Source organism: [Scytonema hofmanni] UTEX 2349 (assembly GCF_000582685.1).
GTDB classification, from domain to species: Bacteria; Cyanobacteriota; Cyanobacteriia; order Cyanobacteriales; family Nostocaceae; genus Hassallia; species Hassallia hofmanni.
In genome coordinates this window covers 3,616,779-3,641,710 of record NZ_KK073768.1, presented here as the reverse complement: position 1 = coordinate 3,641,710, position 24,932 = coordinate 3,616,779, and the positions used below count along the sequence as shown (strand labels likewise).

At 42.1% G+C, this 24,932-nt stretch carries 19 protein-coding genes and 4 pseudogenes; 15 read left to right on the top strand and 8 right to left on the bottom strand.

Annotated features, from left to right (window positions below; all coding sequences use genetic code 11):
• Positions 1–327 precede the first annotated feature (327 nt).
• From TOL9009_RS43730 to TOL9009_RS49545, 5 genes are all read left to right on the top strand, one after another.
• Positions 328–444 (top strand): photosystem II reaction center protein I, encoded by a 117-nt coding sequence (locus TOL9009_RS43730; RefSeq protein WP_072022158.1) that lies wholly within the window; start codon positions 328–330, stop codon positions 442–444.
• Between the two features lie 206 nt (positions 445–650).
• Entirely contained in the window at positions 651–3,167 is a 2,517-nt protein-coding gene (locus tag TOL9009_RS0121295) for a DUF3769 domain-containing protein (protein ID WP_029634550.1), read from the top strand.
• Between the two features lie 320 nt (positions 3,168–3,487).
• Positions 3,488–3,664, top strand: coding sequence for a hypothetical protein (locus TOL9009_RS47580; protein WP_186227619.1), 177 nt, complete (start codon positions 3,488–3,490; stop codon positions 3,662–3,664).
• Positions 3,665–3,689: 25 nt separating this feature from the next.
• Positions 3,690–3,923, top strand: a complete 234-nt coding sequence (locus TOL9009_RS0121280) for a hypothetical protein (protein ID WP_029634549.1) — start codon at positions 3,690–3,692, stop codon at positions 3,921–3,923.
• Between the two features lie 157 nt (positions 3,924–4,080).
• Positions 4,081–4,251 (top strand): hypothetical protein, encoded by a 171-nt coding sequence (locus TOL9009_RS49545; protein WP_242055790.1) that lies wholly within the window; start codon positions 4,081–4,083, stop codon positions 4,249–4,251.
• Between the two features lie 175 nt (positions 4,252–4,426).
• Here TOL9009_RS49545 and TOL9009_RS0121270 read toward each other — a convergent pair whose 3' ends face one another.
• The 5 genes from TOL9009_RS0121270 to TOL9009_RS47575 all read right to left on the bottom strand — a co-directional run bounded on the left by TOL9009_RS0121270 (position 4,427) and on the right by TOL9009_RS47575 (position 8,004).
• Positions 4,427–6,568, bottom strand: coding sequence for an endonuclease (locus TOL9009_RS0121270; protein ID WP_029634548.1), 2,142 nt, complete (start codon positions 6,566–6,568; stop codon positions 4,427–4,429).
• A 126-nt stretch (positions 6,569–6,694) separates the two neighbouring features.
• Positions 6,695–6,892: a hypothetical protein gene (locus TOL9009_RS45995; RefSeq protein ID WP_144238298.1), complete on the bottom strand. Its 198-nt coding sequence runs from the start codon at positions 6,890–6,892 to the stop codon at positions 6,695–6,697.
• A gap of 34 nt (positions 6,893–6,926) precedes the next feature.
• A complete protein-coding gene (locus tag TOL9009_RS49540) occupies positions 6,927–7,052 on the bottom strand; it encodes a hypothetical protein (protein ID WP_260675924.1) in 126 nt (41 codons plus the stop codon).
• Between the two features lie 95 nt (positions 7,053–7,147).
• Positions 7,148–7,720, bottom strand: a complete 573-nt coding sequence (locus tag TOL9009_RS48490; protein ID WP_051502980.1) for a peptidoglycan-binding domain-containing protein — start codon at positions 7,718–7,720, stop codon at positions 7,148–7,150.
• 116 nt (positions 7,721–7,836) lie between these two features.
• Positions 7,837–8,004, bottom strand: a complete 168-nt coding sequence (locus TOL9009_RS47575; protein ID WP_186227618.1) for a hypothetical protein — start codon at positions 8,002–8,004, stop codon at positions 7,837–7,839.
• Positions 8,005–8,049: 45 nt separating this feature from the next.
• Between TOL9009_RS47575 and TOL9009_RS45985 the strand changes: the two genes are divergently transcribed.
• Positions 8,050–8,238 (top strand): hypothetical protein, encoded by a 189-nt coding sequence (locus TOL9009_RS45985; RefSeq protein ID WP_144238297.1) that lies wholly within the window; start codon positions 8,050–8,052, stop codon positions 8,236–8,238.
• A gap of 64 nt (positions 8,239–8,302) precedes the next feature.
• The gene (locus tag TOL9009_RS0121250) at positions 8,303–8,536 is read left to right on the top strand and encodes an EF-hand domain-containing protein (protein WP_029634547.1); all 234 of its coding nucleotides are present in this window, start codon (positions 8,303–8,305) and stop codon (positions 8,534–8,536) included.
• Positions 8,537–9,252: 716 nt separating this feature from the next.
• Here TOL9009_RS0121250 and TOL9009_RS0121245 read toward each other — a convergent pair.
• On the bottom strand, positions 9,253–9,915 hold the full coding sequence (locus TOL9009_RS0121245; RefSeq protein WP_029634546.1) for a TetR/AcrR family transcriptional regulator: 663 nt from the start codon (positions 9,913–9,915) through the stop codon (positions 9,253–9,255).
• Between the two features lie 120 nt (positions 9,916–10,035).
• Between TOL9009_RS0121245 and TOL9009_RS0121240 the strand changes: the two genes are divergently transcribed.
• Together TOL9009_RS0121240 and TOL9009_RS0121235 are read left to right on the top strand one after the other, a co-directional pair.
• On the top strand, positions 10,036–11,025 hold the full coding sequence (locus TOL9009_RS0121240; protein WP_029634545.1) for a Rieske 2Fe-2S domain-containing protein: 990 nt from the start codon (positions 10,036–10,038) through the stop codon (positions 11,023–11,025).
• A 693-nt stretch (positions 11,026–11,718) separates the two neighbouring features.
• Positions 11,719–15,462, top strand: a complete 3,744-nt coding sequence (locus TOL9009_RS0121235) for a WD40 domain-containing protein (protein WP_029634544.1) — start codon at positions 11,719–11,721, stop codon at positions 15,460–15,462.
• 12 nt (positions 15,463–15,474) lie between these two features.
• Here the strand turns inward: TOL9009_RS0121235 and TOL9009_RS40005 are convergent, their stop codons facing one another.
• Positions 15,475–16,146, bottom strand: a complete 672-nt coding sequence (locus TOL9009_RS40005) for an AMP-binding protein (protein ID WP_051502979.1) — start codon at positions 16,144–16,146, stop codon at positions 15,475–15,477.
• A gap of 486 nt (positions 16,147–16,632) precedes the next feature.
• On the opposite strand from TOL9009_RS40005, the gene psbA reads away from it, so the two are divergent.
• Positions 16,633–17,715, top strand: a complete 1,083-nt coding sequence (psbA, locus tag TOL9009_RS0121225; protein WP_029634543.1) for a photosystem II q(b) protein — start codon at positions 16,633–16,635, stop codon at positions 17,713–17,715.
• Positions 17,716–18,253: 538 nt separating this feature from the next.
• Positions 18,254–19,364 (top strand): annotated as a pseudogene (locus tag TOL9009_RS44615) (IS630 family transposase).
• 363 nt (positions 19,365–19,727) lie between these two features.
• On the opposite strand, the pseudogene TOL9009_RS49535 reads toward TOL9009_RS44615, so the two are convergent.
• A pseudogene (locus TOL9009_RS49535) lies at positions 19,728–19,916 on the bottom strand (IS4-like element ISLpn5 family transposase); the annotation flags it as partial.
• A 181-nt stretch (positions 19,917–20,097) separates the two neighbouring features.
• On the opposite strand from TOL9009_RS49535, the pseudogene TOL9009_RS50915 reads away from it, so the two are divergent.
• The 4 genes and pseudogenes from TOL9009_RS50915 to aroF form a co-directional block, all read left to right on the top strand.
• A pseudogene (locus TOL9009_RS50915) lies at positions 20,098–20,247 on the top strand (IS701 family transposase); the annotation flags it as partial.
• 660 nt (positions 20,248–20,907) lie between these two features.
• A pseudogene (locus TOL9009_RS50910) lies at positions 20,908–21,434 on the top strand (transposase); the annotation flags it as partial.
• A 354-nt stretch (positions 21,435–21,788) separates the two neighbouring features.
• Positions 21,789–22,718, top strand: coding sequence for a DUF3102 domain-containing protein (locus TOL9009_RS42265; RefSeq protein WP_051502978.1), 930 nt, complete (start codon positions 21,789–21,791; stop codon positions 22,716–22,718).
• Positions 22,719–23,783: 1,065 nt separating this feature from the next.
• Complete coding sequence (aroF, locus tag TOL9009_RS0121200) at positions 23,784–24,893, top strand: 3-deoxy-7-phosphoheptulonate synthase (protein WP_029634540.1); 1,110 nt, start codon at positions 23,784–23,786, stop codon at positions 24,891–24,893.
• Positions 24,894–24,932 lie beyond the last annotated feature (39 nt).

Genomic DNA, 24,932 nt, shown 5'->3' with positions numbered 1-24,932 from the left:
CCCTTCCCCCTTCCCCCTTCCCCGACTTTATTTCTTGACTCGGAAACCTCAGCCTCAAGTTCACGTCATCAGAAGAGTGTAATTGCTTTAATATTCAAAATTCAAAAGCGATCGCGTCGCATCTACAAAAAACCTACAGCAACTTTTACATTGCATCCTTTGAGTAATTAGCGTAAACCTTCCTTTGGACTTTGGACTTGGGATTTGCGATGGACTCAGTACCTGACAAAAAAGGGGCGAGATTTGGGTAATATATAAGAGCTATCTTTTCTGCATCACGGATACAAAAAAGCAAGCTGTTATTTCATACCCTTGGAGTTTTAGTCAATGGTTACTTTAAAAATTGTTGTTTATGTTGTTGTAGCCTCCTTCATCTTGCTTTTCATCTTTGGATTTTTGTCGAACGATCCAGCTCGTAACCCCGGACGCCGGGATTCAGAGTAAAATCACGACCCGATCCACAACTGCCGTTCATGCGAATGTAAATGTCACGGACGCTTGATTTGGCGTGAAAAATTCCACACGCTTTCTTAGTGTCCTTTCCAGGCGGCTTGCCGCAGGCTAGGCTGAAGGCTAAAGTCGGAAGGCAGTTAGGTGTAATTAGTCCTTCCGGCTTTCAATTGGCTATTTGTTAGGTTGATTTTGCGAATATGCTTCACCCAGTTCTGCCACCGGCACCACCTTCGATTGTTGAACCTTTACAACCTGGAAATCCGATGTTGACTGGTAGTGATACCAGGTTTCATTTAATTACCGAACTGGAGGCTTCATCCCAGAAAAATCAGCCACAAAGGCAACCAGATTCTGTATCCCCAACTCGACAAAACGCTACTCGACAAGATTTAGCAGTTATCCAGCGGCAAAGTACACCCAGTCAGCCAGAAAGTTTACCACCAGAATTTTCTCCCTTTACCGCCGTTAAGAGTGCCGCTGCTTTGGGAGATTCGATGGGAATTAGTTATCCCGTGCAGCCAGATGCAAATGTCGCATCGCAAAGCAAGATATCCCAAAAAGAGCAAATATTACAAGAAAAATTAGCCCCTTCAAAAGGGCAAAATAATACTATTGCCCAAAATGCGGCGAGTGCCGAACCAATCCAAAATATTACTTATACTAATCCTGACGCAGCAAGTACAGAAAAAGTTGAAAATGTTATAGAATTCAAATCTCGCAGCCAGACAAGCCAAATCACAGTTCCCCAACCCAATACGGTAGAACAATCTGCACCTATACCAAGCGGTGGTAGCACAAATCAGCAACAAAGTCAACCATCTCAAACAACTCCCCCAACAACAACAACGCCAGCACGAGAGAGAATTGTAGAAATTACTTCCGATCGCCAGGAATACGACCAGCAACGACGGATTGTCACGGCAGTGGGTAATGTGGTGGTACGATTTGATGGGGCGGTAGTAGATGCCGATCGCTTGCAAGTCAATTTAGACAACTTGATTGCCGTCGGTGATGGGAATGTCGCACTGACACGAGGGGATCAAGTACTGCGCGGAGAACGCTTTACTTATAACTTTATTCAAGATAGCGGCGAATTAAAAAATGGCAGGGGAGAAGTTTACATCCCCACAGCGGGTACTGATTTAGCCTTTAACTCTGTTGATACCGGAGTCGGTGGAGTAGTCACAGCACGTCCACCAAGCGATCGCATTCGGGCAAATCAGCCGACTGCAAGTGTCAATAGTCCCGGTGGAGTTAACTTCAACTTAGGTGGAAGGGCAGATGCAACAAACCTCCCAGGACCAAAAGTGGGAGGTGTAGTCAAGCGAGTGCGCTTTCAAGCAGAACGAGTTGATTTTTATCCGCGAGGATGGCAAGCGAGAAATGTCCGCTTTACTAACGATCCATTTTCGCCCCCAGAATTAGAGTTACGCGCCGATAAAGTCACTTTAACGCGAGAAGCACCTTTAGTAGACACAATTAAAACAGAGCGTCAGCGTTTAGTATTAGATCAAAGGACGACATTACCCATCCCTATAGATCGGCAGACAATCGATCGCAGGGAACGAGATGTAACGCCGGCAATTGTCTCTGTCGGTTTTGATGGCGATCAACGCGGTGGTCTGTTTATTGAGCGTTCTTTTCAACCCTTTAACACAGAAGGGGTACGTTTTAGCGTTACACCGCAGTTTTTCGCGCAAAAAGCCATAACTGGTGGTGGTAACTTCGCTTCGCTGTTTGGTTTGACAACAAAATTGACTGCAAATTTAAGCCCAAAGACAAGAATTGACGGTTCTGGGATATTAACCAGCTTGGATTTGGGGACAGTGGAAGACAATTTGCGGGCAAGCTTGCGATTGCGGCAAGAATTAGGCGATCAAAATCCTCACATATTGAATTTAGAATACAGTTATCGCGATCGCCTTTACAACGGTACCCTCGGTTTTCAAACTGTGCAAAGTAGCCTTGGTGCAGTCGTTATTTCCCCCAGGATTCCTTTAGGTACAACTGGTTTCAACTTGAGATATCAAGGTGGTGCTCAATATATTAACGCGAATACCGATCGGCTTGACTTACTCGCAACACAGCGAGAGAACAACCGCATCTCTTTAGGACGCGTGCAAGGTAGCGCTACCGTTGATGGTGGAATTATACTCTGGCAAGGTAAAGGATTAGCACCCACCCCCACAGAAGGATTGCGTTACACCCCAAACCCGATAGTTCCCTACATCCAAGCATTTGGGGACGTAACCGGCACAAGCAGTTATTACAGCAGTGGTGATAACCAAACCACTTTAATTGCCACAGCTGGCTTGCGCGGGCAGTTTGGACATTTCTCTCGACCTGCCTTTGATTATACCGCCTTTAATATCAGTTATTCCCAAGGTATATTTAGCGGAGCATCGCCATTTTTGTTCGATCGCGCTGTTGATAACAAAGTGCTTAATCTGGGAATTTCTCAGCAACTCTACGGACCATTTAGCCTTGGTTTTCAAACCTCAATCAACTTAGATACAGGCGCACGCACTAGCACCGACTATATTGTAGAATATAACCGCCGCACCTACGGAATTACTTTGCGTTATAATCCAGTGTTGGAATTAGGTGGTATCAGCTTTAGAATTAGTGACTTTAACTGGAGTGGTGGCACAGATCCATTCTCTGACCCTTCTGAACTTAAGCCTGTGCGAGGTGGCGTCCGGCAGGATTATTAGAATACTACTTAGGTAGCCTTTAGTGGTTCACAAAAGTTCTGTCTCCAGACCCCCACGGTTTTGACCGCGATCGCATCTGAATATTAAGCTCAAAAAGCTGGCGTGGCAGTCAATACAGTGCGGAAAGCCAAAACTGCACTTAATAGCAAGCGCCATCGCATCATCCCCAAACTACTTTGTGATTGTGTCATCATTGTTTTTATCTCCCGTTAGTGTGGGTTTACTACATGAAGGTGCGCTTCGCGATCGCTCTTAGTGTGATTGTGGCTTTACTGCGTTCAGTTTTGCTTATGGTATTTTGGCTAGAATAGTTAATAAAAATGATTAAGCCTAAAAATAATGTATATCGCGGACACGCAATAGAAAAAGTTGGTCACGGGAAAAGGGCGATATTTCAAACAACTATTAACGAAAAAGAGTGGTCTGCTGTCACTGAATCAGAAGTGAAAACAGGCATTGATGTTTGGATTGATGAAGGAATAGAGCCGTTGTCCTAATTGCCGATATCTATTGAATGAAATTATGCCAACTAATTTAATCGTCCTCATAGCTGCATTAATTGTTGCATTGCTGGTCTTTAGGGCTTTGCTGAGTCTGTTGAAAACATTCATAAGTACAGCAGTTGCCCTTGTTGTAATCGTCGTCATATTAATGGTTTTTGGCTTTACTCCCCAAGATTTGATACAAGAAATCATTAACTTACCCCAAACTCTCACTTCTGTGTTAACAGAGGCAAGAAAGTCATTGGGATTGTGAAAATGAATGTAGAGACGTAACATTGCTAGGTCTCTACAAGGGTTTCGGGCAACGCATAATTAATTTCTGGAGATGTCTATTGGGATGCTCCCAATAAATCTTATTTTCTGATGATTAAGGGGTTAGCTATGGAAGCAAGAAGCGAGATTACAATCAAATGAGCGTGGCACTACCACAAGCCAAACCTGCACCGAACAAAAAAGTCGAAGTTGAGCTAACCGACCAAAACGGTATAATTTTCACTGCTATAATCAATGCTAAAAGCTGGCGCAAGGCTGAAACTAACACCTCGGAGTTTGCTTTCTTGGGCTGGGGCTGTGTCGGGTAAACTCGGTCAGCGAACAGACAATGCTGCTGCGTCTAGAATTTACCCCAATACGGTTGGTGTTAAGCCTAAAATCCGAGTGTAGAGACGCGAAATTGAACTTCGTCCCGCTTCGCTAACGCGTCTCTACAGGTCAAAAATCAGTACAACAAATCCTTAACACCAAGCGTATTGGAATTTACCCAATGCCTAGGCTAAAATCGATTAAATCTGTCCATTTTGGAAAGTCAATCAATGGGTTACGGTTGCCCTGCCTCTGCTTACTGGCAATAGCCATATTTCTATGTTTCTCATGCTCGGTGACAGGATATTGCTTATGCCAATCAAGTAAAGTTTTTAAATGTTCTGGTTTGTACTCCTTATTTAAGTTATTGATAACGCCTGGGTAACGCAACAAAAAGTAAAGAGTAGCACGCGCGGCTTCCCCTTTACCAAAACCCGGTTCAAACCTGTTACCTTCAGATTTACCGCAATTGTTACGAGTTAGTTCTTTAAAGTTATCAAAGTCATCAAAGTCAGTGAAGGGACTACTTCCTCGGAAGGAGTTACACGCCATCTCACACGCGAACAAATGATGCAAATCGCCTTTCATCGGTTTGGGTGATACATCTTTAAACCACGACTGTGGAACTACATGCTCACAGTTGTATGGTAAATCTCTTTCAAGGGTATTTACCCTTTCTAAAATCTCTGCTGTCGTGAGTGACTCTCTAAGTATAATTTCTTGCAAACGAGATGCTCGCCTTTTTTCAATTAGGAGATCCTCTTGAATAATTTGTTCTGGTGTGTATTCAAGACGCGAGTAAATACTTCTAATCTTTGAGTCAGGTTGCAGATCCACCCACGGATACAAATACTTTTTCGGCTCATAATCTAACTTTCTGGTGTGGGTTTTTTCCAATAACTGATGCAGATCATTAAACAATTCAGACTTATTTAATGAGTTGAGTTTTGAGACAATTTCACTGTAATATTGGTCACGATTTTGCGTATCTTCAACCTGATCATAATAGAGAATTTCTCCAGTACGAAGGCGCTCTAATTGTCTCAGTTCTGCCTGCCACTCAGCATCGGGAGCAATATCTGGCAATTCAACATCAGATAGCGAAGTTTTGGCGCTTTGTGAATCTGGAGTTGGATGCACGGTAACTGAATTCGTTTGAGATGATGAAACAATCCCTGCTTGTCCAAGGTTTACACTGACTTGAAGAGGAATAGTCCAGGTAACAATGCCGTTATTTATGGTAGTAGTTATTGACTGCTGCTCTTTGACATCAACTACAACAGGCAAACGCAACTGACTCCCATCAAACAGCCCAGAACGCAAAGTGCGTTGCACTTGGGACAGATTTTGCTGGTTTTTGATGTCTTTAATAATCTGGCTGATGCGAATTCCTTCATTAGCTACCCAAGCAATGCGGTCTTCTCCCATTCCCGGAGTCCAGACACTTCCATCAATTGTCAAGTAGTTACCTTGGTCATCCATTTTAGGAACGCCAGAATGATGGAGTCCTACAACTTCCCACTGATCATTAAAAACAGGTGAGCCGGAAGAACCAGGAGCTGTGTCCGTTTGATAGTGCAGAAAATCATCTAGCAAATCGACTAATTGATTTTCTCTTAGCGCTACTTGCTTTGGTTCCCCTTTGGGATGCTGAATGATGTTAACGTACTCTCCTACAATCACCTTGCCTTGCTCTTCTATCAAAGGGTTCCAGCCAAAGTCATTTAGGGGAGAGCCATCCAGCTTTTCTTTAACAGCAACCAGGCTATAGTCGAGGTATTGATTTGTGATAAAGAAAGTAATGGGATCTAATTCATAGGCAGAGGACTGCAACATCTGTCCCTCTATGCTGCTTTGGTAATTAAACTCGGCTAAGGCTGGCATAGCCTCTTCCACCGAAGATAGTACATGATTGTTGGTAAGTAATAGACGGGGAGAAACCATAAAGCCAGTCCCGTACCCTATCACTCTCCCACTACGACTGCGTAAAATGATGCGGCAGATAGACCGCGAAACCTTCAGTCCATATTCCAAGTATGAAATACTCATTAGGTCTCTTTGACCAATAATCCGCTCTTGAACAACGCGATTAAACTCCTCGCTAGACAAATCGTCTATGGAAATTTTGGCTTCAGATAAAATAGAAGCAGCTACAGGATTACGAGCAATTCTTTCCAAACGTCTGTTGACACGTTCAGGGGTGTCTACATTGAGGACCGAACCAGATGAAAGTTTACGAATGTTGCGATCGCGCTCTGGGGAGCGCGTTTTATATCGTTCTATAGTTTCTTGGATTAGCTGTTGAGGAGGAATCATTTAATAGTTCTCAGAGGATGTTTTAAAAGTAAACAAAAGCTTACGTAACGATAATCTATTATTTACACCCTTAAAAACATATCCGATAGTACCCTTAAGGATACCATTACTGCTTGGGATTGTGTATCAAATTTGTTTAAGCCGCGATCGCATTAATACGAGCGCGAATTTCTCCATCATCTGTGCAACTGTATATGACCATTTAATTGGTTGTGCAGAATCATTGTGCAGTAAAAACATAATTATGAGGGAAACTGAGCGATCACTTCCCGTTCTTAGAGGAAAAATATCGTATGTAGGCGATCGCTCATCAGAATTTACCACTCGTTTGGTTTACTGATTAGGCAAAGTAGTTTAATTAGTAGGTGCGATCGCCTTCATTCAAGCGAACGCGCAGAGCGTCTCGAAGAAAGGAAAACCCAAGCGTCACCGAACAGCCCGTCCCAGACATCGCACCCCATACCCCCACCTTTAATTTGTCCAAAGTGGCAACTCCAAGAATAAAATGCTACTTCATATATCTAATTACAGAGGCTGAAGTAGCAATTAAATTAGGCTTGGCGAAGGCTAAAAACTCAATTACGAGCAAAGACTGCCAGACCAGTCTTGATGTCCTCGATTTGGCTGACACTTGTATTGCTCACCCACCCAGACAATTTCCCATTTATTTTGGTTGCGTCTCAATTCGATGCGATTTCGTATTCCAGCCACTGAATCATCAGCCAAACCCATTGTGGTATGTACGATTACAGCAGTTTCTCTTGTAGGATACGCTACTGTTATGTCCTCAGACTTTCTTGCTTCTTCTTCTTCTTCTGAGTTGCTAAACAATTGTACAGCTATTGCTTTTGGAGTAGAAACTCTAATCCGGTTAGAAGAGATAAATTCTTGTACGGTAATTACTCGAAAATCAGCTCGTGGATTGCTCTCTTGGAGTGCTGCGTTTAATTTAGACCAAGTTTTCTCACCTACAATGCCGTCGGCTACTAATTGTTGTGATTTTTGAAAATTGATGACAGCTTCCTTGGTTTTTGCCCCAAAAACACCGTCAACAATACCTGAATAAAAATTGAGCTTTTTCAAACCTTCTTGCAGCTTGGTAACTTCTGCACCTTTTGATCCTTCTTTAAGCAGAACAAAAGTAGTGTTCATGATTTCTCCTTGCCTAATTACGTTTTAGTATTTCGTGTTTGGTGTAAATACATACTTAATATCACTTTTTAATTTGCCCATTCCGGACGTACAACCATAAAAATTTCAGATTTTTCTCAAATGCTAGCTTGACAAACAAAAAGTGCTTGAGTGGGATAACGCTTTTTCTCCCGTGGTAAAAGCGATGCATCCACAAGATAAAACCATACGCCGGACTCACGGATAAAAATGTTACAATGCACTACCCAAAAGGTTGCCCCCAAACTCAGAACTGAAGTTTTCATTATACTTTCTTACCTTCTGCCCTCTGCCTTTCTTTGTAATGTTAATTGGCAGATGTACCCGCCCGCCCTATGGGCGATCGCATTATCCAACTCACCAACGATTACGAGCGCGAAGTATTTAATGGCGATGTTGGGTTTATGTTGAATTTAGATACTTGGATGCTGATGTCTGGGTTAAGACAGATGATGTTGGTCAATTCGTCATTACTCACCTTATATCCCGCCACTGATTGAGTAAATTCAGTGGGGGACTTACGGTGTTAAAGTTAAATTGAAAATTAATAAAGAAAAGAAAGTTATGGCAACCGAGCAAGAGCTGAAATCTCTTTTTGAGAAATTAGATCGCGATCAAGACGGCAAAGTCTCCATTAATGAGCTTTTTTTAAGTCCTGGCTTAAGTGCAATCATCTCATCAGAAACAAATACCAACACTCCTCAGGAGTTACTAGCACAGTATGGTTTAGACGAAGACGGTAGTATTACCTTTGAAGAGTTAAAGGAAGCTGTTGAGAAAGCAAATAATTTAACCTAGCAGTCAATTTTCAACACTGTGCTTAATCAAAAACTGCTGTAACCCATAAGTTACAACAGTTTGAGACGTTATTTTTAAGTCTGAAAATAATTAAGCAGCAGAGTGTTGCTTCAACTGTTGTATTAATAGATGCTTTTCCGTTTCCCCCCTTATCGTCGCTTCGCTCCTGGGTGTAGGGTGTGGGGTGTGGGGTGTGGGGAAGAAATATAGAGTTATTTGAACTTTCTCCGTATTTTATTTCCATGCCCTACACCCTACCCCCCACACCCCACACCCCATTTCTTCCACACCCCACACCCCACACCCCACAACCTTTTTGGTCATGAATTGGTGACCAAATTGAAGCCTAAGATTAAATGCCAAGCTTATTTTTCATCTCCTGAACCCTTGAAGAGTGCGAGCCTTTTAGGGAATGAAACAGCCCTGCTTTAATTCTTTTATCAAACCCCAAACTGGTTGATAAATTTTATACTTTAATTCTGCCTTTAATTTATTTTCTGCCGTAATTGATACTAAGTATCAAAGACTTGTTGCAGAGATTTTTGGAAATAATCGTAAAATGACTTGCTAGCAATCTTTTTGAGATATCTCATCAAGATGAGTTATCGTGCAAATACGTTTACTTATCGTAAATATAATTACTTTGTACTTAAATATAAGTTTTAGCGATCGCACCTTTTTTCCCCGACCTCACCAAATCGCGTTGCTCCCGTTTATTACTGCGATCGCTTCACAGCTGCCAAAATAAATGCAATCGCTTCTTCTGTGTGTTCCTCAATCATTTTTGGACTAAGGCGATCAATATCTGGTGTTAAATGTTTCCAGTTTTCATGCACTGTGAAGTAAAACATACAAACGCTCAAAATATGAGTCAATGCCAAAAATGGCTTGAGCGGACGAAAACATCCTTCTGCCATACCTCTCTCTAAAACCTTAAGTAGGTGTTTGTGAAGATTCAAAACATTGCATTCCCTAAAATAAGCTCCTTGATTTTGACTAGCTTCTTGAAACCAGAGCATTTGGCGTTGAGGGTTTTTAGCTTCATTTGAAATTGCAATACGAATAATCTGTTTAAGAGCTTCTTCTGAGGAAAAAGTATCAAAGTTTAATTGCCCAAGCATAGCTTGCGCTTCATTGACTGGGCGTTGCAAGACTGCTTTATACAAATTCTCTTTGTTCTCAAAATAGTAATGAAGCGTTGCGGTTGTCACCTTGGCGTGCTCCGCGATCGCACTCATGCGCCCGCCTTTTAAGCCATGTCGTGAAAATTCTTGCTCTGCGGCATTCAATATTTGTTGCTGCGTCACTTCAGCATCTCGAAACGGGCGGACTGATTTAGCAACTCGTTTACTTGATCGAACCACAGTATTTTGATTCATAGTTTGTCTTTCTATCGTACCAAAGAGCCACCGAAACTGAAGATGTTTAATCTTTGGATTGACACAGCAGTAACTTATTGATAAGCTTACTAATTAATTAGTAAGCTGTTTTGGACAATCATGAAGCAATTGCAAGGTGCACCGTGGCTTTTGACACATCGTTCAATGCTAAAGCCCAATAAGCCCATGAAATTTTCTCTGTTGGGCAATGATTACGTTCTTTGGCAAAATACTGATGGTGCGATTAGTGCCTTGCCCAACGCTTGCCCTCACATGGGTGCAATGCTATCAGAGGGATGGTGTGTGACAAAACCCGACGGCAATAGCGCGATCGCCTGCCCTTTTCATGCATTGGAATTTGACCATTCGGGTTGTACAGTCCTCCCAGGTTCTAACAAAGAAACTAAATCGTTAATGCAGCCGCTAGAGTTAATCATCCAAGGTGATTTTATTTGGTCTTATGGAGGGTATGAGCCGAAGATACCAATTCCAAACATCATGAATGAGATTGCAGCAGAGTATAAATTCATCGGGGTTACGGGCGAGCACAGCATTCGGACTGATATTCTGAGCTTGCTGCTGAATATGCACGACTACAACCATCAAAATGGCACGCATAGAGAATTATTTGAGATTGAACAAGTGCATGTGAAGCAGTTCATCGACGAAGGGTTGCATTCTCATGCCTACTTGTCGCAACCCAGGAAAAAACCTACATTTCGTGACATTTTGAAAAATCCCGGTCTGCTGGCAATGCCAAAAGTGTTGGAAGCTCATTTAGAAAACTTTTTTCCGTTCATGGGATTGATGCACGGAGAGAATAAGCTACTGAGCTTGAAAGAATGTCATTTCTATCTTCCAGAAGCTGATCGTCAATCTCGTGTGTTTGTGTTAATGTACATGAAGGCGCATTCTCCGATTGCACACTTGATCAAAGGCAATCTGCTGAAGTTGATTAATGTGGTTGTGGATCAAGACGCAAAGATTTTAGGTAAGATTTACGCCAATACACCACAGCGAATTAAGTTAAACAATGAAGTGGGAATGAATTGGGTACGGCGAAATTTTGAAAGCTTTCCAGCTGTTGCTGAACCAAATCTATCCCGGTAGTTGCCAGCAACATCACAATCATTACTGACAGGTTAAGGCTACAGTCCGTTTTTAAAACAGTAATTATACTGAAAATATTGCCAAAAATTGGGGGAGGAAACATAATTTTGAGGGAGGCGATGCGGAAGCCCTTGCTGGACGAACGCGTGCGAATTTAAACCCATCATTGATTCTTGTTCAGAAAATTCAGTACAAAGTTGAATTTAATACCTTTAAAGATAATTAAAAATTGACAATAATCTAGCTGTTTTAACCTGTTAATAATGGCTATATCTCAGGCAGCACAAGACATAATTCCCAGGCAGGTCTCTTAAAGAATCTTCGTGGCTATCTTCTTGAAGAGTGTCAAAATCGTTTATATCAACAGAGGAAGAACCCTACAGCTTTAACTAGGGGTTGCTGTTCAAGCGTCAACATCAAAGTATACTTGGGAAGCATATTTCAGAAGGCAGAAGGCAGGAGGCAGAAGGCAGAAGGCAACCCACCCTTACTCATAGTGGGATTGAAACAAGGACGTTTTATACCTCGCTGCAAGCAGTCTCGGTATAATTATTTGTTTCAACTGGGCTTTAAACCCACAAAGTAAGTTTTAATTGATACTCCTAACATAAGTGCCTTCTGCCCTCGAACTTCTGCCTTTCTTGTAAAGCGACTTACTGGATTCAAAAATTTTTATAACATTCTGCATTCATTATGACAGTTGAAGAAGCTTTGGTCACCCTTGGGGCAATTTTAGCTCAAGAGTCTTTAAATAACATTCAAAAGGTTGTGTTTTGTCAATCTTGGGAGCAGAAGACTTATCCGCAGATTGCCAAAAGCCTTGATTATGATGAGAACTACATTAAATATGTTGGCTTCCAGCTTTGGAAGATGCTTTCGGCGGTTCTTGGGGAAAAGGTAACCAAATCTAACTTTAAATCAGTGATCAGTCGCTGGAGAGCAGTGGCTAGCCGTAGCAATGCAGCAGAACTGTTGATTTCTTCTGCGGCGGGCTTTTCAGAAAATCCTGTTGAAAAAATCTCTGCGTCGTCCCCCTGTTGCAGTGTCTACGCATCTATCGCACCTACCGATGAACCTGCTGCGCTAACAGAAGTACCTCTGCATACACGCGTTACCGTGTCAGATACCACAACAAAATGCCACTTCGTTTCAAGTTGTCGGCAAGACTGGGGCGAAGCAATTGATGTGTCTGTTTTCTACGGACGCTTTTGGGAATTGGCAACGCTTGAGCAGTGGATTATTCAAGAAAAATGTCGATTAGTAGCCTTGCTAGGGATTGGTGGGATCGGTAAAACTGCTCTGTCTGTTAAGTTAGCCGAGCAACTTCAGGGGCAATTTGAGTATGTGATTTGGCGATCGCTTCACAACGCCCCCTCTGTTGAATCGATTCTGGCTAGCTTGATTCAATTTCTCTCAAACCAGCAGGAAAGTGACTTACCCAATGATGTCAACTACAGAGTTTCGCGACTGCTAGATTATCTGCGCTCTTCACGTTGCCTGATCGTACTTGATAATGCCGAGACAATTCTCCGTAGTTCTACATCCATAGAAACGTTTGAGGAATACAAAGGGTATAGTGAATTCTTCAAACGAATTGGAGAGTCGCGCCACCAGAGTTGTTTAGTGCTAACGAGTCGAGAAAAGCCCAAAGAGGTAGCTGCTCTAGAAGGTGAAACCTTTCCGGTTCGCTCATTGCAACTGTCAGGTTTAGCAACCGCAGAGGGACGAGAAATCTTTAGAGGTAAAGGAAACTTTTTTGGGTCGGAAAATGACTGGCAAACCCTGATTCAGTCCTATGTCGGCAATCCCTTAGCTTTGAAAATAGTTGCTACAACAATTCGCGATTTATTTGATAGCAATATTTGTCATTTTCTCTCTCAAGGCACAATCGTTTTTGGAGATATTCAAAATTTACTCGACAAGCAGTTTAGACAGCTATCCAAATTAGAATCTGAGATAATGTACTGGCTAGCGATTAATCGCGAACCCATCTCTATTACAGAACTCAAAGCCGACATAGTATCACCGATACTGCCTTCTCAACTTTTGGAAGCTTTGGAATCTTTAGAGCGGAAGTCGCTAATTGAAAAAGGATCTGCTCTTTTTACCTTACAGCCCGTCCTTATGGAGTACATGACTAATCAATTGGTCAAAGAAATTTACCAGGAAATTGAGACAATAAAAATCTCTCTCTTCAAAAATTACGCACTTCTTAAAGCTCAAGCTAAAGACTACATAAAGGATATTCAAGCTGACTTTATCCTTAACCCCATCGGCGAACAATTATTGCGGGTGTTTGGCACTCCGGAAAGTCTTGAAACTCACTTGATGGCAATTCTCTCATGTTTAAGAGGAAAAGTATCCATTGAAACTGGTTACGTTGCAGGAAATATAATTAATTTGCTGCGTCACTTAAAGCGAGATTTGAGTGCTTGGGATTTTTCTGGACTGACTGTTTGGCAAGCCGATCTACAGGGCATGAATTTGTACCAGATTAATTTCTCCTTCTCTGACCTATCTAAATCTACTTTTACGCAAAACCTCGGCTATATTTTTGCAATGACAGTAAGCCTAGATGGGGAACTTCTAGCTACGGCTGATAGTTGTGGCAAGATTGGCTTATGGCGAGTTGCAGACGGACAACAAATATTGTCCTGGGATGGACACATAAGTTGGGTTCCCTCTATTACCTTTAGTCCTGATGCCAAAACCCTCATTAGTGGTAGTGACGATCGCAATATAAAAATGTGGGATGTCAGCACGGGTCAGTGCCGCCAAACTTTACAGGGACACACGGGTTGGATATTGTTTGTTGCTTTCAGTCCCCAAGGTAAGTTCGTAGCTAGTGGCAGTGAAGACACAACTGTAAAAATGTGGGATGTCAGCACTGGTCGGTGCCGGCAAACTTTACAGGGACATACCTCGTCGGTATGCTATGTTGCCTACAGCCCTGATGGTCAAGTGCTAGCGAGTGGCAGTGCTGATCGCACCATAAAACTATGGGATATCAATACGGGTCAATGTCTTAAAACCTTGCAGGGACATAAAGATACGGTCGGATTTATTACTTTCAAAGCGGATGATCAAATCCTCATTAGTGCTAGTGAAGACCAAACTATAAAATTGTGGAACGTTCAGACTGGTCAGTGCGAAAGAACGTTACCAGTAGGACAAAACGGCTGGATGTGGTGGTCTGCTGTTGCCCTCAGTTCCGACAACAAAACTCTAGCGATTGGTAGTACAGACCAAACAGTAAAGTTGTGGGACATCAGCACGGGTCAGCTACTGAGAACTTTGCAGTGCAATAGTGGAATTCAATCTATCGTTTTCAGTCCCAATGGTGAAACTCTGATTAGTAGTCATGAAGACCAAACACTAAAGCTATGGAATATTTCCTCTAGCACCTGTATTAAAAAATACTATGGTTCGACTAGTGGAGTGTGGTCTATTGCTTTTAGTCCGGATAGTCAAACTCTAGTTAGTAGTGGTCCAGACCAAGTGGTGAAGGTCTGGAGTGTCTCGGATGGTAGATGTTTCAAAATCTTTAAGGGCCACACCGATATAGTTCGATCTGTTGCCTACAGCCCACAAGGGAATACCTTAGCCAGTGGGAGTGCAGATCGAACAGTGAAACTCTGGGACATTTCCAGTGGCAGATGCCTCAAAACCTTTAAGGGTCATACAAAGTGGGTAATGTCAGTTAAATATAGTCCAGATGCTCAAACTCTAGCCAGTGCTAGTTTTGACCAAACAGTGAGGCTTTGGGATATCAATACTGGAAAAGCCTTAAGAGTTTTACAGGCTCACAACAGTTTTGCTCTTTCAGTGGTCTATAGTCCGGATGGACAAACCCTAGCCAGTGGTGGTGCTGACAACATGGTAAGGTTTTGGGATATCAATACTGGACAAGTCTTAAGAGTCTTACAGGGACATACCAATTGGGTGTGGCCTGTCGCTTTTAGTCCAGATGGTCAAACTCTGGCTAGTGGCAGCATAGACCGCACTATCAGGATTTGGGATATTCGTAGTGGTAAGTGCCTCAATGTCTTGGAGGGTCACACGAGTTGGATTAATTCTATTGCCTTCAGTTTGGATGGTAAAACTCTAGCCAGTAGTAGTTTAGATCCAACGGTAAGGTTGTGGAATGTTCATCAGGGTAAGTGCCTGCAAGTGTTACAAGGTCATACAAGCTTCGTGCTTTCTGTTACCTTTACCTGCTACGAGCGACTTTCCCATGAGTTAGGTCAAGTCCTTGCAAGTGCTAGTGATGACCAAACCATACGATTTTGGGATATCGAAACAGGTGAGTGTATCAAAATCCTGAGAAATGAAAGACCCTATGATGGGATGAATATTACTGAGGTCGTTGGTATCACTGAGGCTCAAAGAGCAACGCTATTAGCGTTAGGAGCGATCGATCAAGCTCCGTTGCACTAAAGCTAGTTCAGTTTAAGAACAAATTACCGTTCCCCCGCAAGCAAAAGTTGATAGCATACACCCAACTAGCCCGTGAATGTGAAACAGCGGGATGATTGAGAGTGTCTTGTCATCTGCTGTGAGGGAATTGGCGCTTTGAATATTAACGGCTGATGATGCTAGAAGATTGCGATGGCGAATCAGGAAGCGCTTGGGACGCCTGGTAGTGCCCATGCTGTGGAGAATCATCGCCACATCATTAGCTTCAGCCAATTCAACCGAACGTGGCGAAGATTCTCCGCGTATGGCTTCAAAGTTCAGCGTTCCATCAGCTAAGGTATGAGCATGAAGTAGCATCATTTCGGGTGTTGTTGCCGCCAGAGCTTCTTCAACAGTTCCAGGTACAGTTAAAAGTGCTCTTGCCTGAGTATCTTTGTAATAAAAAGCAAATTCTTCTTGCTTGTACTTCGGATTCAACGGACAAGCGGTAGCACACAGGGCACAAGCCAGAAAGGTAATGACGATTTCTGGACTATTGGGGATGGCGATCGCAATTTTATCTCCTTGTCCCAATCCAAAGCGATTGAGTTGCGCTGCCAGTTCAATTACGTTGGAGCACAATTGTTTATACGTCAAAGCCGGACGCTCTGGCGCAACTAAGGCTATTTGCTCGTCTGCACCCGTTAAAAGATTGAGTAAATTCATACAATTTTAATTGCAAAAAGTTTTTGAGGGCGTGAAAACGCGTTGATGAATCTGATTTATGTAGCTACTTAAGTAAAGTTGATCTATAGATAAAAAAGCGCTTCCTTTGGAAGCGCTTTTTCAATAAAGCAATCAATAAAATATGACCACAACCTATCAATTACGAGAAAGTAATTGTCAGGTTGAAATTGCTCGTTAGCTTTAACAAAGCAATATATACATATTAGGGTATCCACTAAATTTTGTCAGTTATAAAAAGTTATATGTTTTATTATTTGTTTGCTAACAGCTTATAACAAGCAAGCTATACTCTTTTTCATTTTATCCTTTGACATAACCATCCATATTAGTTACTAACTTAATTTATAACTAGTTAGTAACTGACAAAACATATAAAAGTTAATTAAATTATTAATCATGGGTTGTTAACAAACTTATAAGCAGCCCACCCAGTAAAATCATAAATACATTGCAATCATTCAAGTTATGACTTCTACTCTCCAAAGACGCGAAAGCATTACCTTGTGGGAAAGCTTCTGCAACTGGATCACCAGCACTGAGAACCGTTTATATATCGGTTGGTTCGGCGTATTGATGATCCCCACCTTGCTAGCCGCCACCACCTGCTTCATCATTGCGTTCATCGCAGCACCTCCAGTAGACATTGATGGTATCCGTGAACCTGTAGCAGGTTCCTTGATTTACGGAAACAACATTATAAGCGGTGCAGTTGTTCCTTCCTCCAACGCAATTGGATTGCATTTCTACCCAATTTGGGAAGCAGCTTCCTTAGATGAGTGGTTGTACAACGGTGGTCCTTACCAATTGGTAGTATTCCACTTCTTGATTGGCGTATTCTGCTACTTAGGTCGTGAATGGGAATTGTCTTACCGTTTAGGTATGCGTCCTTGGATCTGCCTAGCATTCTCTGCTCCAGTAGCAGCAGCAACCGCAGTATTCTTGATCTACCCAATCGGGCAAGGTTCCTTCAGTGACGGAATGCCCTTGGGTATCTCCGGAACCTTCAACTTCATGTTAGTGTTTCAAGCAGAGCACAACATTCTGATGCACCCCTTCCACCAACTCGGTGTAGCAGGTGTATTCGGCGGGTCATTAGCTAGTGCTATGCACGGTTCTTTGGTGACCTCTTCATTGGTGCGTGAAACCACTGAAAACGAATCGACCAACAATGGCTACAGATTTGGTCAAGAACAGGAAACCTACAATATAGTTGCTGCTCATGGCTACTTAGGACGTCTGTTCTGGCAGTACGTTAGCTTCAAGAACTCTCGTTCACTGCATTTTGTCCTAGCTGCATGGCCTGTGATTGGTATTTGGTTCACCTCCTTAGGTGTAAGCACGATGGCGTTTAACCTGAACGGTTTTAACTTCAACCAATCCGTAATCGACTCTCAAGGTCGTGTAATCAGCACCTGGGCTGACATTCTTAACCGTTCTAACTTGGGTATGGAAGTGATGCACGAGCGCAACGCTCACAACTTCCCTCTGGACTTGGCTGCTAGTGAATCTTCACCAGTTGCTCTCACTGCTCCAAGTATTCAAGGCTAGAGATGATAAGGATCAAGTTTCAGTTACAAGTTTCAGTTAGCGGTTAAAATTATGTCCGTATTAACTGAACCATAAATATTAAAAGCGCTTTTTTATGGAGCGCTTTTTTATTAAGTTAATTCACATATCTAAATTGCATAAATCATAAATGCCAAAAATGTCTAAGAGTATACGTTTAAACCGTAGAACGTACCCGTGCCAGATACGTAGAGGGAGGAATTGAAGCGCGCTGTACAAGACCGCCCTCATCCACCAAAACAACGGAAATTAGATGGTCAATGTTTAGAAAGACGAATTGCTGACGTTCAAAAATTATCCTCTGAAATTGCTTCTTGGCAGAGCGATCGCAATTTTCATGCATGCGAGTGTAAATTGGCGCTTTAAAAGTACGGATGCACGTAAGAAAATGGGACGTTTATATCCACCTGTCTCACCAAGCAAAGTTGACTTGCCAGACTACTAGTAGTCCGTCAAGGCAACTTTGCTGGGTAATACCAATTTAAGGTAAGCTACTTTCATACGCTTTGTGGGCGAGATGATGGGTAAAAAATATACCATAAATTTCAATTTGGCAGAGGTCGAGCAACTGCGATCGTTAATTAGATCAGGCACAAGTAAAGCCCGAATTATCACGCGTGCTCGTATTCTGTTAATGACATTTGATGGAAAAACCGACCGCTTGATAGCAGAAGCCCTCTCTATCAACGTTTCGACCGTTGAGCGCACTCGCGCCAAATTTGTAACTGGTGGGGTAGACTTTGTTTTGAGCGATCGCCCTCATCCACCTAAACCTCGTAAGCTAGATGGTAAACAAGAAGCATTTTTAATTGCTACTGCTTGTTCTCACGCTCCAGAGGGACGTACACGTTGGACACTAAAGCTTTTGGCAGAACGCATAGTAAGTTTAGGCATAGTAGACTCTATGAGTTATGAAACTGTTCGCCAAACTCTAAAAAAAACGCTCGTTTAACCTTGGTTAAAGGAACAGTGGTGTATTCAATTATGTTGACGCTGAGTATGTAATGCGGATGGAAGATGTCTTGGATTTATACAATGAGTCTTACGATCCCAAACGTCCTGTAGTCTGCTTTGATGAGCGCCCATGTCAACTCCTAGAAGATATTAAGGAACCGTTACCACCTCAACCCGAACAACCTCTTCGTTATGACTACGAGTATAAACGTAACGGCAATGTTAACCTTTTTGCCTGCTTTCAACCGTTAGCAGGATGGCGCCATATGGAAGTCACCCTTTCTCGTACAAAAATAGACTTTGCCAAACAGATGAAAAATTTGGTGGACATATATTTCCCCAACGCAGACGTGATTCGTTTGGTAGTCGATAACCTTAATATACATAATCCAGCCGCTTTGTATCAAACTTTTGAACCACAAGAAGCACGGCGGATTATCCAAAAGCTCGAGTTCCACTACACACCCAAACACGCAAGCTGGTTAAACCAAGTAGAAATTGAATTGTCAGTTTTATCGCGGCAATGTCTGGAGCGGCGAATTCCTGACATACAAACATTGTCATCTGAAATCGCCGCTTGGGAGCAACAACGCAATCAACAAAGGGCAAGTGTCAATTGGCGCTTTAGTACTACGGTTGCACGTAACAAACTCCAACGCCTGTATCCGCCTGTTTAACCCAGCAAAGTTGTCTTGACGGACTACTAGCTATGTAACAAAATGTAAAAACTCCGTAACCGCAAGCGAATTGCTTGTCTGCGACACGCTGCGCGAACGCAATGACAGAAATGTAGTTGTGTTTATTTACACCCACCTACTTACCACAGAAAGTTAAAGACCGAGCAGAGGTAATGCTTGTTAAATGCACATGGCTGGTACGTGGAAAAATGTGTAATTAATTTTGTTTAACTACTTACAATAGTCTTCAATTAGCGCAGAAATTAGAGAGCGATCGCCAAATTCAACTGAGTCCTGACAGATTAAGACGGGTACTCAAAAAAAAGGGGATAAGAGTGGAAACGAGCTAGAAAGACCCACAGCTGCAATAACTGTTAATAAACCCAACATTGTTGGCATAATCTCACCTGCCAAGCGATAACTTTCCGCTTTACAGCCAGATTTTCAGATTTTGTGATAGTCTGCTATTCTCCATCTATACGTATACCACCGGAGAATTTGTTCAGCCTATTGTTGTGTCGAAACTAACACGCTTCTCAGTAGCATCCATGAAGATGAACTATCAGGGCAAACATTTGATGATGAATTAGACCTTGCTTACGCCGTAATTAATGGTGTTCAAGCTAGGGGAGAAAGAGGAAACTACAATACGCAACGTGTTAAATTTAACTCTAATCCCTCTAATTAACTTTTCGTTACATACTTGAAATTTTTCCCGCCCACTTATTTATATTGTATACATGTCAATCATGATGTTGGCAAATTTTGGGTAGTTGACTATCGTATTTATGACCCCGATAGACATGGAAAAACCAAGATAGACCATGTGACAGAAATACTGCAAAACCTTGTATGCCATAAGAATTTACCGTTTAAGGCTGTATAATGAGCAGTTGGCATTAAGTAGATGGGTGTAAATAAACACAACTATATTTCTGTCATTGCGTTCGCGGAGCGTCTCGTAGAGAGGAGGCACGACGTTCGCGCATCGTGTCGCAGACAAGCAATTCGCTTACGGTTATGGATTTTTTACATTTTGTTACATAGCTAGGTTTATTCGTGCATATCTACTTATACAACAATTGAACAGGGTGTGGGGGGTGGCTGAGTGGGGTGTAGGGCGTAGAAGAAGGGGTGTGGGGTGTGGGGAAAGAAATATAGAGTTACTTGAACTTTCTCCGTATTTTATTTCCACACCCTACCCCCAACACCCTACACCCTTCTTCTGGGGATTTGGACCCCACAAGAGCCGTAGACACCGCACTTTTTCGGTGGGGTCTTGAACCCAATTGCACTCATAGTGTGGGGTGTTCCCAATCTTCACTTAAGTAGATAAGTACGATAAAACCTAACTACGTCCGAAGCGAACGTAACGAAGTGAAGTGTTCGCGTTGGCAAAGCCTCTCGCAGAAAAGCGTCTCCGACAGGAGAAGCAATCACAAGGGTTTCGAGGGTTTTACATTTCGTTACATAGGTAGGTTTATTTGTGCCTACCTACTTACATTCCCCACACCCCACACCCCACACCCAGGAGCGAAGCGACGATAAATTGATGTTATATGTTGATGATTTAGGTAAATATTATTATTCTCCTCTCAAATGTAATCGACTTGTTGATGATACGGTAAATAAAAAAAGTTTATCAAAGAATTGAGTTATTATCTTGGCATAAGGAGGAGTTAAAATAAGATAAAATTGTTAAAATAAAAAAGCTCCCAGGTGCGAAAAAGGTGAAACTATTTCGGTTTGCTGTCTCTACCGATAGAACCTCCAAAGTCGCTACCAATGATTTATCTCAAGACTCAACGTCCGTTGTACAAAAAGTGTGTAAGGTGCGTTGGAAGGTTGAGAAGTTACACTCTTGAATTCAAATAATTGACCGGGATTGAATCATGCCAATGTCGCAAAAGTCGGATTCAAAGAAACCATATTGCCTGCGTTAGTTTAGTCTGTCTTAGGCTGAAAAATTTAGCTTATAGAAGTTGTAAAACAAATTATCAAATCAAGCATGGATTGTTGTCAAATTATCAAGAAAGGCAGAGGGCAGAGGGCAGAAGGCAGAAGGGATAAATCCCTTCAAGGAATTGCCCGAACCGTCTGCGCGACGGTCGTGAGCAAGAGTTTAAGCAAGGAGCCAAATTGAAAATTTGGTGGCTCTCGTTCAGGTGGGGTTTGAATCCCCATCGCAAACGTTACATAAGTGCCCTCTACCTCCTGCCTTCTGCCCTCTTCAATGAATTTAACAACTAAAACGTCCAGATATTCCCATGCTTCTAGTTTTTGCCTACCGAAGCAAAAGTTCCCTAGGCATCGCTGTGCCAGTTGCGTAAGTCCTGCCCTTGTTTTTCCGTAATTTTCCGAAAATTTGTCATTTAGTGAATGTGGTCAGGTTGTCCTTACTATAAAAAATGGAGTAAATATAGTATGAATTCAGGTGCATCTCCATCTAAAACTTTAGAACATCTATCAAATCAGGAAACTCCAAACTTTGATTATGGTGCTCTAGAAACCAAAAATCGAATGATTGTTCAACAGGTGACCTGCGAAATCAAGACCTTAATGCGCCGTAATGCTCAAGATATCATCGATATTGGCCGCAAGCTAATTGAGGTAAAGCAGTGTCTGGGACATGGAAGTTTCATAAATTGGCTTAAATCTGAGTTTCATTGGAGTATATCAACAGCTACTAAATTCATGCAAGTTTGGGAGCAGTTCAAATTCGTAAATTTTACGAATTTAAATATCACCGCCTCAGCTCTGTATCTGATTGCTGCTCCCTCCACACCTAAAGATGCAAGAGAAGAAGTTTTGAAACGCGCAAGTTTAGGCGAAAATATCAGCTACAGCAAGGCTAAGGTAATTGTCTGCCAACATCAGAAAAGCGCAAAGCTCAAACCTGACAAGGCAGTCACCGTTAAAGTTTCTGCAAAAACCAAAAAGTCTAAATTTAGCAAATCTATAGAACCTTTGCAGTATAAAACTTTGACTGCTTTCTCTGCGCCAGAGGATTTGACTCAAACAGAGGCAGAGATAAAAACGTGTTCGCTATCGTCGAAAGACGTGCTGCAATCTGCAGCAGTTGAAGACGAGCAGATCGTAACTAACAACAAGGATGTATCTGACGACACCACACAGATATCAACTAGCATCCTAAATCTAACTGCAATTTCCCAAGAGATATTGGATGCAGTGCTTACTGAAATGGCAATTAGCATCAATAACTTGACACCAGAGCAACTGGCTTTGGTTATCACAAAGTCTGTCAACAATGGATTGAGCAAACACCATCTAGAAGCTATTATTACGGCATCTCAACACGCACTCAGTATAGGGAGTAATATTAATCTCATCTGACTTCCATAAATGCAACTGACACTCATTGCTCCCGCCACAGTTGACGGAGTGATAAAGAGGTTGTAAGCATTGCTCTAAGCAAGTTAGAAGACTTGACAAAATAGAAGTAAGGTTGTCTTAGGGAGATCCAAAAAATAAACAGGACTTACGCAAGCGTCACAAAATAATGTCAACTGGCACAGATATTGAAATTTGAGGTTAATGCTTGTAAGTATTGATTTATAAACGCTAGAGCCAAATTAATTCAATGTGACAGTTCTCAAATAAATGTGCCAGTTGCGTAAGTCCTGTGATTATTAGGATTGCTTTAAGTGACACAGCAGATTGCAGGTTTATGAGGTATAGTAGCAGCAGGAGCGCAAACGAGTTTCGCATGAACGATTGCCGAAACGATAGATTGTGGAACGCACATTCGGCTGGCTCAATCGATTTCGGATTGCTATATCATTAGTTTTATTGGTAGCGATCGCATAGAATTGTGCTATTCTCAAGGGGAGAAATATCAAGCAACTATATCTACAAAAATGTATTAATCGCCTTCAAAAATTATGTCGAATATACAAAATACACACTAGTTTTTGGATCGGTTTATATGGTCAACATTGAGTGCTGGTATGAAAGTTTTCTCAGATTTAATCACAGCAATCATGCACACCAGACCCCATAAAATGCCCTAGCTTAAAATCTGATGCTTAACCAGTCTACTTTATAGTCTTATTGTGAACACTATCAGTTTTGCGACATTCTGTTTTACGTAGTAAATCTAGGCAAGTTCACTGTTACCTTCAGACCTTTTTGTTCAATTTAAAACAGTGATAAGTAGGTCGGCACGAATAAACCCAACTATGTAACAGAATGTAAATTACTCAAAACCCTTGCGATTGCTTCGTCGTACCTCCTCTCTACGAGACGCTCCGCGAACGCAATGACAAAAGTATAGTTATGTTTTTTAACGCCCACCTACTTAGCTCCATTTTGAATTAGTTTTACAACGGTAGAAAAAAACTGTTGTTATATCAATTAAAATCATCATTAGTTACAAAAATTAAGAAAGATATTGAATAAATGATTATCATCATGAAAACCGGCAGTCCATCAACAGAAATTGAGCGAGTCAGTAAAGAACTCCTCAGTTGGAACATCACCCCAGAAAAATCTGTAGGTAACCACAAAGTAGTGATTGGTTTGGTAGGTGATACAGCGGAGATTGATCCAAGACAAATCCAAAATTTAAGCCCTTTTATTGAGCAGGTTCTACGGGTGAAAAAGCCCTTTAAACGGGCTTCAAAAGAATTTCGCAATGGAGAACCTAGTGAGGTAGTTATACAAATTCCCAGTGGATCTGTAACCTTTGGCCAAAACCACCCTTTGGTTATAGTAGCTGGTCCCTGTTCTGTAGAAAATGAAGAGATGATTATAGAAACAGCGTGGCGAGTAAAAGCAGCAGGAGCGATGTTTTTACGAGGAGGAGCCTACAAACCCCGGACTTCACCTTATGCTTTCCAGGGTCATGGTGAGAGTGCTTTAGGCTTATTAGCCAGAGCTAGAGACGCTACAAGTTTAGGGATTGTCACCGAAGTCATGGATACAGCTGACTTAGAGAAGGTTGCACAAGTGGCGGATGTGGTGCAAATTGGTGCTCGCAATATGCAGAATTTCTCGCTATTGAAAAAGGTCAGTGTCACAGGTAAACCGATTCTTCTTAAACGCGGACTTGGAGCTACCATTGAAGAATGGTTGATGGCAGCTGAGTATATTTTGGCAGCAGGCAATCCAAATGTGATTTTGTGTGAGCGGGGAATTCGCACCTTTGACCGACAGTACACCCGCAATACCCTTGATATATCTGCGATCCCTGTTTTGCGATCACTGACTCACTTGCCGATCATGATTGACCCCAGTCACGCCACTGGTAAATCAGAGTTTGTGCCAAGTATGGCAATGGCAGCGATCGCGGCGGGTGTAGATTCAGTGATGATTGAAGTACATCCAAACCCAGCTAAGGCACTTTCAGATGGTCCTCAGTCTCTAACACTGGAACGATATGAGAGGCTAATGCAGGAAATGGCTGTCATTGGCAAAGCCGTGGGTCGGTGGTTGCAAGCACCACAAGTAACTGCAAAGCTTGAAAATATTCATTTACAAGACTCTACTTCCCTAGTTTCTGCCCCGTAACAGGTGCATGAAAAATTCAATCCTCTCTGTAAATAACTA

Excerpts from the sequence above, each read along its gene's own strand:
- TOL9009_RS43730 (WP_072022158.1), top strand. The coding sequence starts at position 328 with ATGGTTACTTTAAAAATTGTTGTTTATGTTGTTGTAGCCTCCTTCATC.
- TOL9009_RS0121295 (WP_029634550.1), top strand. The coding sequence starts at position 651 with ATGCTTCACCCAGTTCTGCCACCGGCACCACCTTCGATTGTTGAACCT.
- TOL9009_RS47580 (WP_186227619.1), top strand. The coding sequence starts at position 3,488 with ATGATTAAGCCTAAAAATAATGTATATCGCGGACACGCAATAGAAAAA.
- TOL9009_RS0121280 (WP_029634549.1), top strand. The coding sequence starts at position 3,690 with ATGCCAACTAATTTAATCGTCCTCATAGCTGCATTAATTGTTGCATTG.
- TOL9009_RS49545 (WP_242055790.1), top strand. The coding sequence starts at position 4,081 with ATGAGCGTGGCACTACCACAAGCCAAACCTGCACCGAACAAAAAAGTC.
- TOL9009_RS0121270 (WP_029634548.1), bottom strand. The coding sequence starts at position 6,568 with ATGATTCCTCCTCAACAGCTAATCCAAGAAACTATAGAACGATATAAA.
- TOL9009_RS48490 (WP_051502980.1), bottom strand. The coding sequence starts at position 7,720 with ATGAACACTACTTTTGTTCTGCTTAAAGAAGGATCAAAAGGTGCAGAA.
- TOL9009_RS47575 (WP_186227618.1), bottom strand. The coding sequence starts at position 8,004 with ATGAAAACTTCAGTTCTGAGTTTGGGGGCAACCTTTTGGGTAGTGCAT.
- TOL9009_RS0121250 (WP_029634547.1), top strand. The coding sequence starts at position 8,303 with ATGGCAACCGAGCAAGAGCTGAAATCTCTTTTTGAGAAATTAGATCGC.
- TOL9009_RS0121245 (WP_029634546.1), bottom strand. The coding sequence starts at position 9,915 with ATGAATCAAAATACTGTGGTTCGATCAAGTAAACGAGTTGCTAAATCA.
- TOL9009_RS0121240 (WP_029634545.1), top strand. The coding sequence starts at position 10,036 with ATGAAGCAATTGCAAGGTGCACCGTGGCTTTTGACACATCGTTCAATG.
- TOL9009_RS0121235 (WP_029634544.1), top strand. The coding sequence starts at position 11,719 with ATGACAGTTGAAGAAGCTTTGGTCACCCTTGGGGCAATTTTAGCTCAA.
- TOL9009_RS40005 (WP_051502979.1), bottom strand. The coding sequence starts at position 16,146 with ATGAATTTACTCAATCTTTTAACGGGTGCAGACGAGCAAATAGCCTTA.
- psbA (WP_029634543.1), top strand. The coding sequence starts at position 16,633 with ATGACTTCTACTCTCCAAAGACGCGAAAGCATTACCTTGTGGGAAAGC.
- TOL9009_RS42265 (WP_051502978.1), top strand. The coding sequence starts at position 21,789 with ATGAATTCAGGTGCATCTCCATCTAAAACTTTAGAACATCTATCAAAT.
- aroF (WP_029634540.1), top strand. The coding sequence starts at position 23,784 with ATGATTATCATCATGAAAACCGGCAGTCCATCAACAGAAATTGAGCGA.